Here is a 14,862-nt window from a genome sequence, read left to right as displayed (position 1 = left end):
ACCAATCGGTTGTCGTTCTGCGGCGAGAATGTGGTGGGTTGGCTGTCGTGGGGGCGGCTGCTCCCATGCTGGTACGCAGGCTGAGAGACAGGGGTGGGCCGTGGCGGACGTGGATGGTAAGGATGCGGGTGGCCCGCAGGACGACGGTGGTCCGCGGATGTTCATGGCGCTGCCAGGGCCGGATGAGGACGGGACATCGGGGTTCATTCGCTCCGTGGCGGATGTCGTCCGGGTGATCGGGCTCGATGTTGACTCTGCGCCCGCGCCGGGTGGCTGCCCGCAGGTGCAGGGGGTTCGGAGAGCGCTGCGCGAGCTGTGCCGTGGGGGCGTGGTCCTTCCCGCGGGGGCCTTCGACGTCCTCGTCGCGGCGGCCGTGCGGGACCCGAACCCGAGCTTCAACCGGGGTTTTGTCGAACCCGCGCTGAACGCCTTCGGGCGGCGGCGTCTGCGGGCAGCGCTGCTCGATGTCCTGACGAGCGGTCCGGACCTGGAACGAGCCGGTGCCGCCCGCGCCTGGTACTGGTCGGCCCTGCCGTTGCGTATGCCGAGGGTGGTGGCAGAAGGGCCCGCCGTGGCTCCCGAGCCCGACGATCCCTCCGTGCTGGCACGCGAGTGGAACGAGCTGGCCTTGCGTGAGTTCGTGCGCAACGAGCACCTGGACGTCCGCCGGTGCATCCTCCCGCTGCTCCGCCTGCGGCACTCGTCGTACCCCCCGGAGCTGCACGAACTCGTGGATCAAGCCGTGGCGATCGCCCGGAACCACCCCGATGACTACCTCCGCCATCGCGTCGAGATCCAGGCCGGCCCATGACAGGGAAACGCCCTTCGCGGGGGCGGTGGGCGAGAAGTGCTACCGCGCTTTGTGTCGTCTGAAGACTTCCGCGCCTGGACGAAGGCCGTACGCCTCGCGGCGGCGGAGCCGGCCGGACGGCATCTCACGCGACATCTTGAGTCCGGAAAACGGGCGAGCTCAAGGCGATGCACCGGGTTCTGCGCTTTGCGACAGCGACTGTGAGAGACAGTTGTTTGCGGTCTGTTGTTGCTGATCAGTGGCTGTTTTCTGGGTGGCGGGTGTCGGCGACGGCTGAAAAGTGGACCAGTGGTGGCACTTGAAAGTTGACCCCCTTCAGGGGTCTGGCTCGTTGAGTCAGGCCGGGAGGAGTGGTGATCAGCGCGGCTGAAATCTAGTTCGAGTCTTCGTTCGATTCCACGGGTGGAACGCGTCCCCGCCCTCCGCCCGCCGCGCGTGTCCTATGACAGCGAACCGTGCAGTGGTCCGACTTGGGTGGCAATCGGTCAAAGTTCGCTGGCACAGGACAGCGCGTTCCATCGACATCACTACCGCAGGTCACGGGCTTGGAATGGTGGAAAGCGGCGGGGGATTGCAAGCAGGTGAGCAACCGCTCCGGTTGCTCACCTGCTTGCACCTGGACCACCTCATAGAGGCGAGGAACTGAATGGAAGGGCGTGGAACGGGTCTATTCGGGCCTTGAACAGGTGCGGGATATCGGCGGCGGGAAGTTCCTTGGGTCCGGACTGGCGGGGAGCGTCATTGCGAGTACGCGATATTCGGAGGGCGTCGACGTCATCGAATCGTAGGGTGAGGGCGCCAAGACTGCCTGGTAGTAGGGGAGAAGCGTGCGGTCTGAGGGACATGTGGGGTGGGAGCGGGACTTCCCAGTCCGGTATCTCCTGGTGCGGGAGGACCTCGGTGGTGGGGAGGAGGGCGTGCTGTGGGGGAGGTGCGCGGAGGTCGAGGGCCTGTTCATGGACCCGCCTCCGCTGCCGCGAGAGGTCCTGACACTGCGCGGCTGCCCGCGCGAGAGCCTGCTGGTGCAGGCCGTGGCGTACAGCGCCCAACCGATGCGGTTGCTGGGGGACGGAATGCTCTCGATCGAGCCTGTGGATCCCTCGACCGGCGGGCCGGCCCGCTACTGGGACCTGGAGGACATGGCTGTCCTGGCCCAGTGGCCCACGCCGGGCGATCCCGGGTGCGTGGACATCGTCGTGGGCACCAGCGTCAGGGAGGACGGCTACTGGGGCAGCAAGCGGCTGCCTTCGAGTCCGCGGTTCGACCTGTGGTTCCCCTCGATCCGAGGGGGCAGCCCATCGGGCAGTTGCCGTTCCATTGACGGGTTGCTCACCCCGCGCCCGCAGTGGCCCACCCAGCCCGTGCACCTGATCGGCTGCGAACCTGCCGAACCGCTGCTGGCCCTGCTGTGTCGTCCCCTTCCGCAGGAGGGCGACCCGATCACGCTCTGGCGCCTCGATCGCCAGGGCCGGACGATGACCGGGTACCGCCTCGACCTGGACACCGTCGAGGCGCGCCCGTCCGTCCTCGGTGGAGCCCTGATCGACGTCACCGTCACCGACCCTGGCGATGACCGCCCTGCCCTGGCCGCCCGCCCGGTCTGGGAGATCTGGTCCGAGGGTGTTCCCACACGGCCCAACCAGTGGGCACAGTTCGATGCCGCGGGCCGGTCCGAGTGGCTGGGCCTCACCGGCGTCGGCCCGTACGTGCCGGAGGGCTTCTCCGGCGGGACGTACCACCTGGACGGACAGCACGTCACCGACAGGACCGGCTTGCTCCTGGCACTCGGCGAAGCCCTGCTCGGCCCTGGCGCCCACTACGGCAGAGACCTGGACGACGTGGAGGACTGCCTGTGCGGCGGGCCCTCCGTTGTCCCCCCGTTCACCCTCGTCTGGCACCATGCCGACATCGCCCGCCGCGCCCTCGCCGGGCACGTCCTGCACCACTGCGGCGGCTTGTCCTACTTCGAGGTGACCGTAAACATCCTGCGCAAGAAAGGTGTCACCGTCGTGCTCCAGTGAGGGAGGCGACGGACAGTCCCGGACCCCTTGAAGACGGCGCCTGACCTGGAGAAGGAACGGAGTGGGGCAACGGCCTGGCCCGTCAGGGCGCGGTTGTCTCGCCTCCTGATACCCGGCCGGCGCTGCGGGCTTCGAGGTATGCGGTCCAGTCGGTGGCGGCGTGGCGGCGCCACTTCACCAGGGTGTTGGTGTGGAGGCCGAGCATGGGGCGAGGACGGCTGGGGGCATGTCCTGGGCGAGCTCGACGAGGGCGGTGGCCCGGGCTGGGCGGTTGGGGATGCCATGGGCGGCGAGGCGGCGGCCGAGTCCTCCTCCGGTGAGGTGACATCCGGGCTCGGCCGAGGGGAAGAGCCAGCGGCCTGGATGGTTGGCGACCCAGCCCCGGGGGCGGTGGTTGGTTGGCGCGTTCGGTCAGAAGCCCGGCCAAGGGTGCGGGTAGGTGGATGGGGACACGATCCAGGACCAGTAGGGCTTCGTCGCCGCGAACGGTCACGGCCTTGGCTGGTAGCGCGGCGATCCGGGTGAGTTCCAGTCCGAAGAGGTAGAGCAGGGCACCGGTGCGGATGCCGATCGGCCACGATGCCGACCGACTGGCAAGTCAGTCCCCAACCAACCAGATGGAAATGACGTGTCGGGCTACGCAGGCGCGGCCACCTGGACTTGGCTCAGTGTCAGCGCGCGGCTGCCGCCGGCAACGAGCTCGGGGGCGGTCGGCGGGTCGGCCGAAGCGACGTCCCAGGGCTCTTCCGCGAATTCGGGGCGCGTCACCGGTTCGAACGACTCGGGCAGCCGTCCCGGGGTGATGTCGGGTGGTTTCCTTGGCGGATGCGGGCCCGGCCCTTTGCCGTGTGCTCTCACCAGCGTATGTCGAGTGCGTCGAGTGGTGGGCGGCCTGCCGGGTTGCTCTCCTGGTGTCGGTTCGGGCGCGGGGGCGCGTTCGTGATGGTGACCTTCTACGCTTTCGGTCGACGGCCAGTCGAACGGACGGCCCGAGTGACGAGGGAGCGCACATGACCGACGAGGCAATGGGTGACGAGGTCTACCAGCCCGACGGTTCGGAGGTGCAGGACGACGCGGGCCTGCTGGATGCTTCGGACACCCTGGATTACCGGGCGGGCGCGCAGGCCCTCGACGAGGGCTACTCGCCGCCGGAGCGGCCCTGGGCCGTGGAGCACGCGGGCGTCACCGCGCAGGAGGCGCGGCGCGGCGAGACGCTGGCCGAGCGTCTTGCCGAGGAGGTACCGGACCTCGGCGTCCCGGTCGGCGACGGCATAGGCGATACCTGGGACACCGACGGCGAACTCCTCGATGACGAGGTCGGGGACGCCCGAGCGGGGCGTCTCGTCGCCCTGGACGAGGGCGCGCACGTGGTGACTGACTCCGACCTGTTCGCCTCGGACCGGGGCTTGGACGGCGCCGGCGCGTCGGCGGAGGAGGCCGCGATGCACGTGATCCCCCAGTCCGAGAGCCTCTGACCCGCCGGTACGGCGGTGGCCGGCGCCATGATGAGGGCGAGAGCGATTTTCTTGATCATTTCTGGATCATGACTGGTCAGCGCTATCTGGTGGCCCGGTCGGGGAGGTTCCGGCGGTGCGGCTGGGGCGGAGGTTCATCTGCCCGACCTATGCGGATGACCAGGAGCCGGGGGAGCCGGAGGCCGTCATCCCCGACGACGACGGCAAGGTGCCTCCGGCGCGGCGGCGCCGGATGCTGCGGGGCCCGGTGGCGGCGTTTGATTTGGTGGCGCGGCCGCCGGCCCCGGTGTCGCTGCTGGCGGCGTTGGGGGGCGACGCGACCCTTGAGGTGATCGAGGCCGGTCATGATGCCGCGGTAGCCGACGTGTTGGCGTGGGTGGAGGACGAAGCGGTCGTGGTGTACTCCGGGCCGGCCGGCACGAAGTGGGAGCGGCCGGTGGGCGGCCTGGCCGTGGCGCGGTTCCGGCACTGGGACTGCCGGCATCGGATGCCGCTGTTGCACGGCCACCTGGTGGTGTCGGTGAAGGGGCTGCGGGCTGACGGGAAATGGGGGCACCTGGACTCGCGGCGCCAGTACGCGCACGTGGTCGCGGCCGGCGCCCCGTACAACCAGCGGGTGCTGGAAGAGGTCTGCGACCGGCTCGGGTTGGCGACACAGCCGCGTATACCTACGCCGGGGCTGCGGCCGGTGATGGAGCTCGCCGGGATGCCGCCGGAGCTGATCGACTGGTCGGCCACCCGTCAGCGCGACACCGTCCGTCGGGGAGGGCGACGTCGAGCAGCGGGCCGTCGGCCTGTGGCAGGGGAGTGGGCTGCTCCTGGTCGTCGTCGGTGCTCACGACCTCAGGCTGGTTCGATTGTCCGTTTGATTCCACGGTGGAGCGCCTCCCGGTCCTGCGCCCGCTGTCCTCCGACAATCGATCTTGACCGATTGCCAAGAGATCTTGACCGCTCCCAACCGTGTCGACGCTGTGGGTGACTCGGGCGACTCGTTGTCAGTACCCGGTGGTACTGCTGCAGTCATGGACACCGAAGCCGCGTCATCGTCCGTTGACCGTCCTGGCGAGGCCGCGTTCAGGCGCGGGTGCCAGGCCGTGGAGGCATGGGAGTGGGACCTCGCCGAGGAACTGTTCGAGGATGCGGTTCGCGTTGCGGGTCCGCCGATGCTCTGGCGGGTGACCGAGGCCTGGTCGAGCCGCGGCCAGGCCTCGTCATGGATGCGGCGGGCCGTGGCCTCGGAGAGCGAACCCGGCGGCATCACGGTCGACCCGACCGCTCTGGAGATCACCGGGGGCCACGACCTGGACGTGCAGGTCCAGAACTGGGAGATCGCCGTCAGGTCGGACGACCCGGTCCGTGCGATCGTCGCACTCACCGCAGCGGAACCGCGCCTGTTGTGCGTGTTCGAGGACGGTCGGGAACTGTCCCTGGAGGACGCCGAGGAGCTCTGGGACGAGGCTATGTTTCCCTACAGCCCCAACTTCGCCGCTGTGGACCCCGAGGTTCCACGCATCTGGATGGACTGCAAGGGCGGGGTGTACCCGCACATGGCCCGCACAATGCTGCGCGTCGTGGCGGACGAACTGCGCAAGGCCGGAGTACGACAGGCGCACCTCTTCACCCGTCCCACCTGGGATCTTCCAGAAGACTGACAGCACCCGTCCTCGGGGACGGGACGTCGGCAACCAGCCCCACCCTTCCCCGATACGAAGAGGCGCTCCGTACGCACGCCACTGTCGGTCCACCCATAGCAGCGGGGGAGTGCAAGCGGGTGAGCAACCACCCCGGTTGCTCACCTGCTTGCATCCGGATCGGGACGTAAGGGTGTGGAACGGCGTGGAATTGGGCAATCCGTGCGTTCAGGGGGTGGACCAGGGGGCGACGGGCTTCGTGGAATCGGGCCTGATCCGGTCTGCCGGGAAATTCCTCGGGGTCAGGTGTCACATGGGAAGATCGTTTGGCGCTTGTAGCAGGTGATGGCGGATCTGGAGTCCGCCCGTACCTGAAAGGCGTCCTCGATGGAGCTGACCGATCCCACCCGTCCAGGAAGTGCAACCGCCGGGCTTCCGGCCGCGGCGGGCCCCGCAGCCGGCCCCGCGCTGGGCTCTGCGGCAAGTCACGGACCCGATTCCCGGGCATTCGGCGTCGCGCCTGGTCACGCCCCTTGTCCAGAGGGGTCCCGGGACTGCGACACCTCTTCTCCCGTCCTGGAACAGGCGGGGAATGGGGTGTTCTCCTTTCGGGGGTCCGCCCGGGGGGTGCGGCGATGAGCGGTCGGGGGCCGGCGCGGGCGGGTGCGGAGATCCGCGGCGAGGTGCTGGTGACGCTGGCCCGGTTGCGGTTGGCGACCCCTGCTCAGCTGCGGGCGCTGTTGCTGCCGCAGCATGAGGGCACGGATTATGTGCGCCGCGCTCTGCGCAACCTCGCAGCCGAGCGGCCACCGCTGGTGGGCCGGGTGCAGCGCGCGCAGCAGTCCATCTGGTTCTGCACGACCGCCGGTCTGGCGGAAGCGACCGCGTCCGGGCTGCTGCTCGCGTTCAACGGATCTGCCGGCGGCCGCACGACGGGACGCAAGGCGGCCGCGAAGACGGGACTGCGCGAGCACGGCCTGGCCCTGGTCGACACCGTCCTGGCCTTCCACCGCTCCGGCGCCGCAGACGCGGGCGACTGGCAAGTCGAGGCCGCCCACCCGACGCCGGCCGGGCCGCTGATCCCGGACGCGGTGGTGCTGCTCGCCACCGGAGGGTTCGCGTTCGTGGAACTGGACCGCGGCACCATGTCCTACGCCCGGTTGCTGGCGAAGCTGGACCGCTATGCCGCCTACCGCAGCGCGCCGCCGTCGGGGCGCGGCAACGCCGCCCGGGCGCCGCGCTCGCACTGGCAGGAGCACTACGCCGGCCACGCCCTGGAGCGGACCTTCCCGCCGCTGCTGGTGGTGTTCGCCCCCGCACCGCGCCGCGCGGAGCCGGCCACGCGGGAGGCGGAGTTCCTGGCTCGTGCGGCTGGTCTGCTGCCGGTGAGGCACCGCCGCCTGGTCGTCGCCACCGTCACCACGGCCCGGCTGGCTGCGCACGGCCCGGCACGGGCGGTGTGGCGGGTCGCAGGCTCCCCGGCGGGCGGCTGGAGCCTGGATCGGCTCCCGACCCCGCAGTGACCTGTTGAACGGGTCGGTGAGGCCGGATCGCGGCCGCCTCCAACGGCGGCCGCCAGTCGCCTTCTTCATTCGGCACGCCCCCAGGCCGGATCGGCGAAAGGTTGCCAGATCGCCGGATCGTGGTCTCGTGCCGTGCGGCAACGGACTGGGCAACCGGGTGCGCAACGGAGTGCGCAACCGACTCGGCAACCGCCTGCGCACACCGTTTCGTCAAGGCCGCATCGAATACCGTGTCCGACCTGCGGTAGTGATGTCTGCCGGGCCGCTTCGGAGCGCTGACATCCCCTCGGTGCCCCTGCCCTTGCCGGGGAACCGACGAAATGCGCTGTCTGGGGTGACGGAATGCGGCTTCGACCGGTGCCCGCCTGGCCGGGTGGTGCGGCTCGCGGCAGGCTAGATGTCGCCGACGGCGAACTCGTTGATCGTCGAGGCGTAGCTGGTGAGACCGGCCGAAGCGCAGGCTGCACTGATCTCGATGAGGTTGCTGGTGGTCCGGCCGTTGGCGCGGGCGTAGCCGCCGGCGAAGCGGCCGGTGGTGCTCCCGCCTTCCAGGGAGAAGGACCGTTCGTCGCCGCGGAAGATCGTCTGGTCGATGACCGTCTTGGTTCCGTCGTTCCAGTTGATGGTGGCCTTGACGTAGCCGGGCCCGAACGGTCCGGGGCAGTTCGCGGTGAGGGAGGCTTCGAGCTTCACCGCTCCGCCGGTGATCTCCGGGTGCTGGCTGGAAGAACATGTTCCCATCTCGCCGCTGGCGGACATCCGGACTGTGCTCCTGAAAAAGGTGGCGCCGGGGTTGAACTGCACCGTGAGGGAGCCGCCGTGGCAGGTGATGTCGCCAATGTCGGAAGGGTCCGCGGCCGACGCTGTGCCGAGGGGGGACAGAGCGATAACCGCGGCTGCTGCGACCGTCGCCTGCATGAGAGGACTGCGCACGTGAAGGACCTCATTCCACTTCTGAGATGGGAGCGAACACGACAAAGCGAACACTCTTCCGCTTGCACCAACCAGAGCCACGCCAGCAGCCGCGGGAAGCCTCACCTGAACGGCAGAGATGGTCGGGGAATCCCTACCGCTCAACGCGGGAAATCCACACGCCGCATCATGCGAAGCAGCAGGTCAGCGAATTCCGTCGGTTGGCCTTGCCCTGACGCTGGTGAAGATGGAGTGCGGAAGGAGCGCGGACCGGGCAGCGCGGGGAGCAGCGCGCGTGGGTGTGCGGCTCGCCTGCCGGGCTCGCCGGCCAGGGTGGGCGCGGCTGCGGGAGTACCGCGAGAAGACCCCGAAGAATCCTGAACCAAGGCGCAAATCCGGGCTCAGCCGGGCCGGTTACGGGATTCCTGCCACCGCGAATTCCGGGGCGTGCTCCAGCACGCGCAACTATGGCGCATCCAGGCGCATCCAGGCGCGCAACTAGAGCGAACCCCGCGAGCCGACCGGAGTCGCGGACGTGTCCGACAGGATGCGCACCAGGGTGCGCACCAGGAGGCGCAGCACAATGCGCACCCTCTTGGAGAACCGGAGGTGAGCGCACGTGCGATGCGCACCTCGTGCGTCGCGCTGGCCTGCGGTAGTGGGGTCGCCGGCGGCGGCCCGCGCACCGAACCGGAGCCCGCCGCGGCGCCGACTTCCCCTCCGTCTCCGTTCACATGCCCAGCCCCCTGTTGTTGTGGGGGCTGGGTGCGTGAGCGGAGAACGTCGGGAAAGGGGCGCGGAACTGGCCTCCGGCTGCGTCCTGTGCACCCTTGGACGGATGCACAGAATCAGGCGGAGGCCGCCCTCACGTCCGGTGAATCCCCAGGTGAGCGACCAAGTACGCTCCGCCGTTCGAAGCCGCCAGTTGAACGACAAGCCCAGTCAGCTGCAGCATGAGGAACGCCAACTCCGGGTCGGCTTGCTCGCGGCCCGCGCCTCGGGCGGGATCTGCCGTGACCTCGACGCCTTCCACCTCCAGGGCGGCGTCGGAAACCTGTGCATCGGCGCCGGGAGCGACGCGCGGTGCTTGGTCGGTGTCCTCGTCGCGGGGCTGTTCCGACCGCCGTGACGGTTCAGCGGGAGGCCGGGACGAGTTCGATGCCGAGCTGGCGCAGCCACTCCACGTTGTCGTACTGGACCCACTCTTCCGCCAGCCTGCCGTCCTCGTCGTAGCGGAACATGTTGATCAGCGTCAGCGTCACCTGCTTGCCGTGCGGCTGCACCGTTCCGACCGGCGTCGGATCGAACGGCTTGTCGAAGACGCCGCCCATCTCCGTGCGGCAGCCGACCAGATTTCCGGCGGAGACGATCTCATACCGCTCGCAGTAGTAGTCCGTGAACGCGTCACGCATCTGGCCGAAGAAGCCCGCCAGTTCGTCGAATCCGAGGTCGCCGTCGGGGCCGTGGAACCTGAAGTCCGCGCTGAAGTAAGCGCGCAGGGCGCTCGGGTTCTCCTTGGAGATGGCGTCCCGTCCGATGCGGACGAGCGCGCGGGAGCGCTCGTCGTACCGGGTGTCGTCGGGGGAGATGAAACGAGCCATGGTCATTCCTCTGGATCGGTGCTGCCACATTGCGTTTTTCCTTGACACAGCCAGCGTTGCACCGTCGAGGCAACACGACCAGCGATGCCTTTTCATCGCTTCCATGCGAGAACCGCATGGCTGCGTGCTGGCCTCGCCATGCACGAAATGGCGGGTCACTCGTTGTCGACACCGCGGTTCACGCATAGCGTCGGCCCATGCCGGAACTGACACTGACGGGCCTGCGGGTCATGCTGGAAGTCGCTCAGCGCGGGTCCTTCACCGCGGCGGCCGAGGCGCTCGGATACACCCAGTCCGCGGTCTCCCGCCAGATCATCGCGATGGAAGCCGCGGTGGGAACCCCGCTGTTCGAGCGCCATGCCCGAGGGGTGCGGCCGACCCTGTCCGGGGAGGCGCTGCTGCGCCACGCCCGCCGCATGATCGCGCACGCGGAGGCGGCGGAACTGGAGATCGCCGGGCTCCGCGACCGCCTCGCGGGCCGGCTGACCGTCGGCGCGTACCCCACTGCGGCCGCCGTGCTGGTGCCTCGGGCCATCGCGCGCCTGCACAAGGCGCACCCGGCCCTCACCGTGAGCCTGTGGGAGGCCGGCAGCCCCGCCCAGCTGCGCCGTGTTCGCGCCGGACGCTTGGAGGTGGCCGTGCTGGCGATCGGGGAAGGGCTCCCCGACTACGACGTCAGCGGGCTGCGCGTCGAGGTCGTGCGCACCGGCCGCGGCATCGGCGTGGCCGTCCCCGTGGCCCATCCGCTGGCTTCCCGGGACGAGGTGCACATCGACGACCTGGCGCGGGAGGCGTGGATCGTGGGAGCCGGTGAGGAGAGCGGCGGGCCCCAGTTCGGCGCCTGGCCCACACTGGAGGCTCCGCGCGTGGCCTACCGGACGGACAGCTGGCAGACACGCGTGGGGCTCGTTGCCGCGGGGCTGGGGGTGTCGGTCATGCCCGGGTTGGCCGCGGACACCGTCCCGCGGGGCGTGAAGTGGTTGCGCGTCGATGACCCCGCACTCGTCTTCAGCAGGGAGACCGTGATGGTCACCGCCACCGAACCGTCGGCGTCCGCGAGCGCCATGCTCCAAGCCGTGCGCGACGAGACCGCCGAACTCGCTACGGAGCACAAGTCATCTGCGTGAAGGAAGCACCGCCCCATGCGCCTGCCGGGAGACCGCCGCGTGCCAGGACATTGTGAGTGGGCGCCTTGGTGGCAGCGGTTGTGCGTCAGCTGTGTTCGGCTGGTGCTTGCCTGGTCATGCGCGGTGGACGCGGGTTGGTCTGCTGTCACGGAGTGACCAAGCGGCTGCCGTTTTGCGGCGAGCGGGTGGCGGGTCGGCTGTCGTGGGGGTGGCTGTTCCTATGGCTGGCCCCGAAGGGGGCGTCATCACGGGGTCTCGGGCGTGGTGGGTTGTCGGCGCCGTCTTTCGGCGGAGGCGTTCCCGCTCAGGCGATGGTGGTGTTGAAGAACGCGATCGCTGCCCGGTGGTGCACGGCCCCGTCAGGGCCGAGGCCGCAGGCCCGCTTCCGCTGAGGGACGTCAGCGTCTCCCGCGTCGATTCCGGCGGGTTCTGGTCGTCCGGAGTGCGGAAGAGGGTCGCAGTAGGTTGAACAACCAAGGGTGCGCGGATCATGTGAGGGGCGAGGTATGCGGCTGGGCTGGTGGACGCGACGGCGCGCCGTGGGGTGCTCGCTGTGTCGCGCTTCTTTCCGGGAGCCCTTGTTGTAGGTTGCTGCGCTGCACACGGCGGATCCCGGCCGCGAGCACCGGAGTGGGGAGGGTGGTGTCGGTGGGTGGTGCCATCCTGACCGGGTGATCAGGCAGAAACTGGCCGTGCAGTACCTGGCCGATGAGATGAGGGATTGTTCGATTCCGGTGGCGCCGGAGCACTTCCAGCGCAGACGCTTTACCGAACATGATGACGTTTTCTTTGGTTATGTCCCGGTCCGCGCGTATAAGCATGCGAATCAATGGCGATTTCACGAAGCGGATGTTCGGCAGGCAGCCCGGACCATCGCAAGCCTGGCCTGGGACCCGGAGGATCTCGTCGACCCCCGGCATGCCGTCCGCAGCGAACTGCAGGTGGATGTCCCGCTGGGCACGTCCTGGCGGAGCCAGCTCCTTCGCCTGTTCCGCAGCGCAGCGCGGGATGCTCGCAGGAACAACGGCTGCCCGTGCGGACCGCTCGGCTGCCAGCGTGGCGATACCAACTGGGCTCTGCCCTGCGGGCTTACTCAACAAGACCTGCTGCGGCGCTATGGCCACTTCGCCATCGCCTGCACGCTTCCAGTGCCCGCGTTGGTCTGGACCCAGGAGACCTGGCTGATTCCCCGGACCCTTGCCAACATTCTCGACCGGTGGGAAGAGGCCCAGGGCGCGCTGACTGCGACTATCCACACCTGCGGCGGCTGCGGCGCGCTCGATACAGGCTCTGCCTGGCGCACCGCGACCGCCAGCGGTTGGCGGATCCTTTGTCCTCAGTGTGCGGCCGCTGGTCTGCGCCGCTACCGCAACGAACTCAACGGCGCCTCCTACGCCCGGATCCAGGAACAAGGGCCGCGGGCGCGGGACTACCTCTGCGGAGTATGCCGCACGCCTCGGCCGGCCACCGACTGGGATCACTGCCACGACCACGGCATGATCCGCGGCCCCCTGTGCGGCAGTTGCAATACCAAGGAAGGACACGGCAAAGAGTTCTTGGCCATGGAAGGCAGCATTGCGCACCTGCTGCGCTGTGACGGCTGCCGGGCTGAGCGGAAACTGCCGCCGCACCACCGGCTCGCGGCATTGCGTCGCCACGCTCACCGGGAGTGGGGTGCAGCGGACTGTGACTGGCCTATGCAGGCGTGCGTGACACTCGATGAGACCGACGAGAGCGGAATCGAGTGCACGGTCCGCTGCCCCGAACAGCGTCCTTCCCGTTCTACTACCGTGCGCCTGACGGCTGATGAAGCCGAGCGCGTCGTGCTCCTGACAGTGGAGAGCGAGCTGACGTGAGAGCTGTGACGAGGTGGGCTGCCTATGGACGGCTTTGCCGACGGTAGTCCCCAGTGGTGCAGGAGGCGGTCGAGGATCGCGGTGGCCAGGACCTCGTCACCAGTCGACCTGGTCCTGAGCACCCGGAACGACCTCGAACCCCCGGTGCAGGCCCACCCGCTCACCCGGGCTGATGCCCAACTCCTGCGCGATCCGGGGCCGGGCCTGCGGGAGATAGAGCTTCACCCGCTGGTAGTTGATGCCGACCCCGTACTCCTGGACCAGGCGCCCGTGGTGATGAGGCTTCGTGAAAACGGCCAGGGCTGCTCTCCGTTCCCTACTCAGTTGCCGTCGGCAACGGGGTACCCTCGCCGCATCGCCAGGCCGATCGTCAGGAAGCTCCGCCGTGGCCGGTTCAGGAGCCAGTCGTATGACGAGGCCCCAGGCTGATGACCTGGGGCTTCGTTGAGGGGAGATGAAGGGATCCGGATCCGGTGCGGTGGGGTGCGGGTCCGGTTCTCAGGTGGGGGAGTCCTTACCGGTTGAGGACCTGTTGGACCGTGTCGGCCACCTGTGTGGCCTGGATGTCGCGGCCCTTGTCATTGGGGTGCAGGTACCACGGGAGCGCCTGCTCTCCGATCTTGAGCTGGGAGGGCTCCAGCAGGCCGCCGATGCCTCGGTTGGTGCCGTCGCAGGCTGTGTTGCTGCCGGTGCGGGCGTAGAGGTCCACGAAGTCGGCGCCACCGTCGGTGTCCGCGACGGCCTTCTTCATGACGTCGTCCAACCGCTTCTGGACCTGGTCGAGGACCGGCAGGGCGTCCTGCGGGATGTCCGCGAATGGCAGCTCCGTCTGGCCGGGCGCCGGGGTCTGGCACTTGGCGGTGTCCGCGGGCACGAGCCTGGGGTAGCCGACCAGGACGCGCTTGGCGTCGGGAGAGAAGTACGCGATGCGTTCGAGCATCTCCTCCAGGTCGTATCCGACCCGCTCGAACTGATCGTCCAGCCACTGCTTTCCGTCCCCGGACGCGAAGAACTCGCTGCACTTGGCGGCGGGCACGTCCTCGTCCACCGGTGTTCCCGGCAGCAGAGTCCCCTCCACGCCGCGGAGCTTGGCGGAACACTGCTTCAGGATGCGGTTGAAGCCCACCGTGTTGCCGCCCATGCTGCCCACGGCCAGCTGAGTGTCGGGCTTGAGCGCATCCTGCTGCGGCGGGAGCTCGCCGAGGCCGAAGGGCAGCTCCTGCTTCTCCCAGAAGTGATGGACGAGCGCGCCTCCGCAGGAGACGTCGGACTGGACGTCGAGCGTGACGCCCTTGTCCGCGAGGCGCTGGGTGGCAACGGCGGGATAGTTCTCCTTCGCCTGGAAGCAGAAGAACCTTGCCTCGCCTTCGTGGTTCACAGGGGCGATGCCGTAGTTGGCGGTGTAGGAGTCGCCGAAGAAGACCGTCGGTACGGGGTCGGCGGGAGCCGCGCCGGCGTGTGCCGCCGGGCCGGCGAGCGTGAGGCAACTGCCCAGCGCGATGGCCGCGGCGGCCAGCCGCCGCACCACCGGAGTTTTCGTCGTCTTGCGCATGGCCGAAGGCATGCCGATGCCCTTTCGTCGAGGACTACGGGAAGAGACAGATCGCTACGCAGAGTATTCATTCATGCGCTTAAAGCGATGACCGCGAGGCACGCCGGTAGCTCTCCAGCAACCCTGCGGCAAGCCCTTGACGCGCACCCGCCCTCCATTGGGCACACAGGAGCGGCCATATGACCTCCATGGCAGACGCTGTCGCCAACTCGGACGTCCGCAGGTGGGGAATCTCAGCAAGCAGGTCCGTCCCACCCCGAGCACCCGGTGGGGAGATTCAGGAAGCCTCATCAGTGGGTCACCTTTGCCCTTGAGCAGGACCTCCGACCTGAGCATCGCGTCGATCGGCGGCG

At 68.9% G+C, this 14,862-nt stretch carries 14 protein-coding genes; 9 read left to right on the top strand and 5 right to left on the bottom strand.

Going from position 1 to position 14,862, the window contains the following annotated elements:
- The first annotated feature begins 100 nt into the window (after positions 1-100).
- Together C4U44_RS34590 and C4U44_RS34585 are read left to right on the top strand one after the other, a co-directional pair.
- Positions 101-811: a hypothetical protein gene (locus C4U44_RS34590; protein ID WP_235032584.1), complete on the top strand. Its 711-nt coding sequence runs from the start codon at positions 101-103 to the stop codon at positions 809-811.
- Between the two features lie 884 nt (positions 812-1,695).
- Complete coding sequence (locus C4U44_RS34585) at positions 1,696-2,832, top strand: barstar family protein (RefSeq protein WP_235032583.1); 1,137 nt, start codon at positions 1,696-1,698, stop codon at positions 2,830-2,832.
- Positions 2,833-2,914: 82 nt separating this feature from the next.
- Here C4U44_RS34585 and C4U44_RS43350 read toward each other — a convergent pair whose 3' ends face one another.
- A complete protein-coding gene (locus C4U44_RS43350; RefSeq protein ID WP_265737358.1) occupies positions 2,915-3,037 on the bottom strand; it encodes a hypothetical protein in 123 nt (40 codons plus the stop codon).
- A gap of 805 nt (positions 3,038-3,842) precedes the next feature.
- Between C4U44_RS43350 and C4U44_RS34580 the strand changes: the two genes are divergently transcribed.
- The 4 genes from C4U44_RS34580 (at position 3,843) to C4U44_RS34565 (ending at position 7,461) form a co-directional block, all read left to right on the top strand.
- Positions 3,843-4,307, top strand: coding sequence for a DUF5709 domain-containing protein (locus C4U44_RS34580; protein ID WP_103890038.1), 465 nt, complete (start codon positions 3,843-3,845; stop codon positions 4,305-4,307).
- 115 nt (positions 4,308-4,422) lie between these two features.
- Positions 4,423-5,286, top strand: coding sequence for a MobF family relaxase (gene mobF / locus C4U44_RS34575; protein WP_103889019.1), 864 nt, complete (start codon positions 4,423-4,425; stop codon positions 5,284-5,286).
- A 43-nt stretch (positions 5,287-5,329) separates the two neighbouring features.
- Positions 5,330-5,959 carry a hypothetical protein gene (locus C4U44_RS34570; protein WP_103889018.1) on the top strand — a complete coding sequence of 210 codons (630 nt, stop codon included), beginning with the start codon at positions 5,330-5,332 and terminating at the stop codon, positions 5,957-5,959.
- 614 nt (positions 5,960-6,573) lie between these two features.
- On the top strand, positions 6,574-7,461 hold the full coding sequence (locus C4U44_RS34565) for a replication-relaxation family protein (RefSeq protein WP_103889017.1): 888 nt from the start codon (positions 6,574-6,576) through the stop codon (positions 7,459-7,461).
- Between the two features lie 393 nt (positions 7,462-7,854).
- Here the strand turns inward: C4U44_RS34565 and C4U44_RS34560 are convergent, their stop codons facing one another.
- The gene (locus tag C4U44_RS34560) at positions 7,855-8,220 is read right to left on the bottom strand and encodes a hypothetical protein (protein ID WP_103889016.1); all 366 of its coding nucleotides are present in this window, start codon (positions 8,218-8,220) and stop codon (positions 7,855-7,857) included.
- Positions 8,221-9,259: 1,039 nt separating this feature from the next.
- Between C4U44_RS34560 and C4U44_RS43530 the strand changes: the two genes are divergently transcribed.
- A complete protein-coding gene (locus tag C4U44_RS43530) occupies positions 9,260-9,502 on the top strand; it encodes a hypothetical protein (protein WP_200823445.1) in 243 nt (80 codons plus the stop codon).
- A gap of 4 nt (positions 9,503-9,506) precedes the next feature.
- Here the strand turns inward: C4U44_RS43530 and C4U44_RS34550 are convergent, their stop codons facing one another.
- Positions 9,507-9,974 (bottom strand): ester cyclase, encoded by a 468-nt coding sequence (locus C4U44_RS34550; RefSeq protein ID WP_103889120.1) that lies wholly within the window; start codon positions 9,972-9,974, stop codon positions 9,507-9,509.
- 197 nt (positions 9,975-10,171) lie between these two features.
- Between C4U44_RS34550 and C4U44_RS34545 the strand changes: the two genes are divergently transcribed.
- Both C4U44_RS34545 and C4U44_RS34540 read left to right on the top strand, forming a co-directional pair.
- Positions 10,172-11,101: a LysR family transcriptional regulator gene (locus C4U44_RS34545; protein WP_103889015.1), complete on the top strand. Its 930-nt coding sequence runs from the start codon at positions 10,172-10,174 to the stop codon at positions 11,099-11,101.
- 671 nt (positions 11,102-11,772) lie between these two features.
- On the top strand, positions 11,773-12,957 hold the full coding sequence (locus C4U44_RS34540) for an endonuclease domain-containing protein (RefSeq protein ID WP_103889014.1): 1,185 nt from the start codon (positions 11,773-11,775) through the stop codon (positions 12,955-12,957).
- Between the two features lie 96 nt (positions 12,958-13,053).
- Here C4U44_RS34540 and C4U44_RS34535 read toward each other — a convergent pair whose 3' ends face one another.
- Both C4U44_RS34535 and C4U44_RS34530 read right to left on the bottom strand, forming a co-directional pair.
- On the bottom strand, positions 13,054-13,182 hold the full coding sequence (locus C4U44_RS34535; RefSeq protein ID WP_456053126.1) for a hypothetical protein: 129 nt from the start codon (positions 13,180-13,182) through the stop codon (positions 13,054-13,056).
- A gap of 289 nt (positions 13,183-13,471) precedes the next feature.
- Complete coding sequence (locus tag C4U44_RS34530) at positions 13,472-14,509, bottom strand: SGNH/GDSL hydrolase family protein (protein WP_235032426.1); 1,038 nt, start codon at positions 14,507-14,509, stop codon at positions 13,472-13,474.
- Positions 14,510-14,862: the final 353 nt, after the last annotated feature.

Source organism: Actinacidiphila yanglinensis (assembly GCF_900107965.1).
Lineage (GTDB): Bacteria > Actinomycetota > Actinomycetes > Streptomycetales > Streptomycetaceae > Actinacidiphila > Actinacidiphila yanglinensis.
This window is presented reverse-complemented; position numbering and strand designations above follow the sequence as displayed.

What these genes read in the sequence shown, in the direction of transcription:
- C4U44_RS43350 (WP_265737358.1), bottom strand. Translation starts at nt 3,037, where the DNA reads ATGCTCGGCCTCCACACCAACACCCTGGTGAAGTGGCGCCGCCACGCC.
- C4U44_RS34580 (WP_103890038.1), top strand. Translation starts at nt 3,843, where the DNA reads ATGACCGACGAGGCAATGGGTGACGAGGTCTACCAGCCCGACGGTTCG.
- C4U44_RS34570 (WP_103889018.1), top strand. Translation starts at nt 5,330, where the DNA reads ATGGACACCGAAGCCGCGTCATCGTCCGTTGACCGTCCTGGCGAGGCC.
- C4U44_RS34565 (WP_103889017.1), top strand. Translation starts at nt 6,574, where the DNA reads ATGAGCGGTCGGGGGCCGGCGCGGGCGGGTGCGGAGATCCGCGGCGAG.
- C4U44_RS34560 (WP_103889016.1), bottom strand. Translation starts at nt 8,220, where the DNA reads ATGTCCGCCAGCGGCGAGATGGGAACATGTTCTTCCAGCCAGCACCCG.
- C4U44_RS34550 (WP_103889120.1), bottom strand. Translation starts at nt 9,974, where the DNA reads ATGGCTCGTTTCATCTCCCCCGACGACACCCGGTACGACGAGCGCTCC.
- C4U44_RS34545 (WP_103889015.1), top strand. Translation starts at nt 10,172, where the DNA reads ATGCCGGAACTGACACTGACGGGCCTGCGGGTCATGCTGGAAGTCGCT.
- C4U44_RS34530 (WP_235032426.1), bottom strand. Translation starts at nt 14,509, where the DNA reads ATGCGCAAGACGACGAAAACTCCGGTGGTGCGGCGGCTGGCCGCCGCG.